The organism is Mycobacterium sp. E342 (assembly GCF_001667665.1).
Classification (GTDB): Bacteria; Actinomycetota; Actinomycetes; order Mycobacteriales; family Mycobacteriaceae; genus Mycobacterium.
Window position 1 is genome coordinate 1 of the sequence record NZ_LZJM01000133.1, and the last position, 874, is coordinate 874.

Below are 874 nucleotides of genomic sequence, written 5' to 3' on the forward strand. Positions count from 1 at the left end.
CTGGACAAGATGTCGGAGAAGATACCCCGATAGACCCGGGAGAATCGGAATACTTTGTGCAGGATCCGGGAGGAGTACCATGACAGGACTGCTGAGGTTTTAACAACCGTACCTCGTTGACTTTTAGGACCTCACCCCTTATCGGTTCAGCTCGATTGGAATCTCACTCATGTCGAAATTGACACGTTTGGCCGCAGGAGCAGCGATCGCCGGAGCGCTCACCGCGGTATCCGGCGGCCTGGGCGACACGGTGGCGCGCTCCGATCCGTCTCTTCCATGTCCGCAGATCGCGCGTTGCGACCCCGGCTGGGGCGGAGAACCGCTGGCCACACCCGATAGTCCCGCAGCTGTCAGCTCGCCCTCGGGCGGCCAAGCGATGGCCACGCCCACTCGTCCCGGATCCTGCACAAAGTATTCCGATTCTCCCGGGTCTATCGGGGTATCTTCTCCGACATCTTGTCCAGAATTGTCGCTGCGGCCGGAGCGCCGTTGCCCCATTGGCACACCTGCGCGTAGATGACCACGTTGTTCTTTGCCCGCGCCTCGCTGGCGCAGACCCAGCCGGTGATCTGCCCGTCCTCTAGTTCCGTTCCCGTCCACCGCACTCCCGTATCGGTCGCGTCGGTCTTCTGGAATCTCCATCGATATTTGCCGCTCAGGTGGATGACGGCATTGCTGCAGGCGTCGAGACGCTTGGCAAAAGCGTTGCCAAGCAACACCGTCGCTGCTTTGGAATCGACGACCGTCGCAACGGCTTGACGGACCGCATGCTCGTACGTGTCCTTGTCCTCTTTGTAGAGATTGCTCCGCCACGCGGTGTAAGCCACCCCCACCGAGTACGTGTCTGGCGCGATCAGCGGTTCGCACTCGGGGT

At 61.1% G+C, this 874-nt stretch carries 1 protein-coding gene; it reads right to left on the reverse strand.

What is annotated here, in order from left to right; genetic code table 11:
* Nucleotides 1-431: 431 nt before the first annotated feature.
* A partial coding sequence (locus A5692_RS08585) for a sensor domain-containing protein (protein ID WP_231984242.1) occupies nucleotides 432-874 on the reverse strand: 443 nt, incomplete at its 5' end.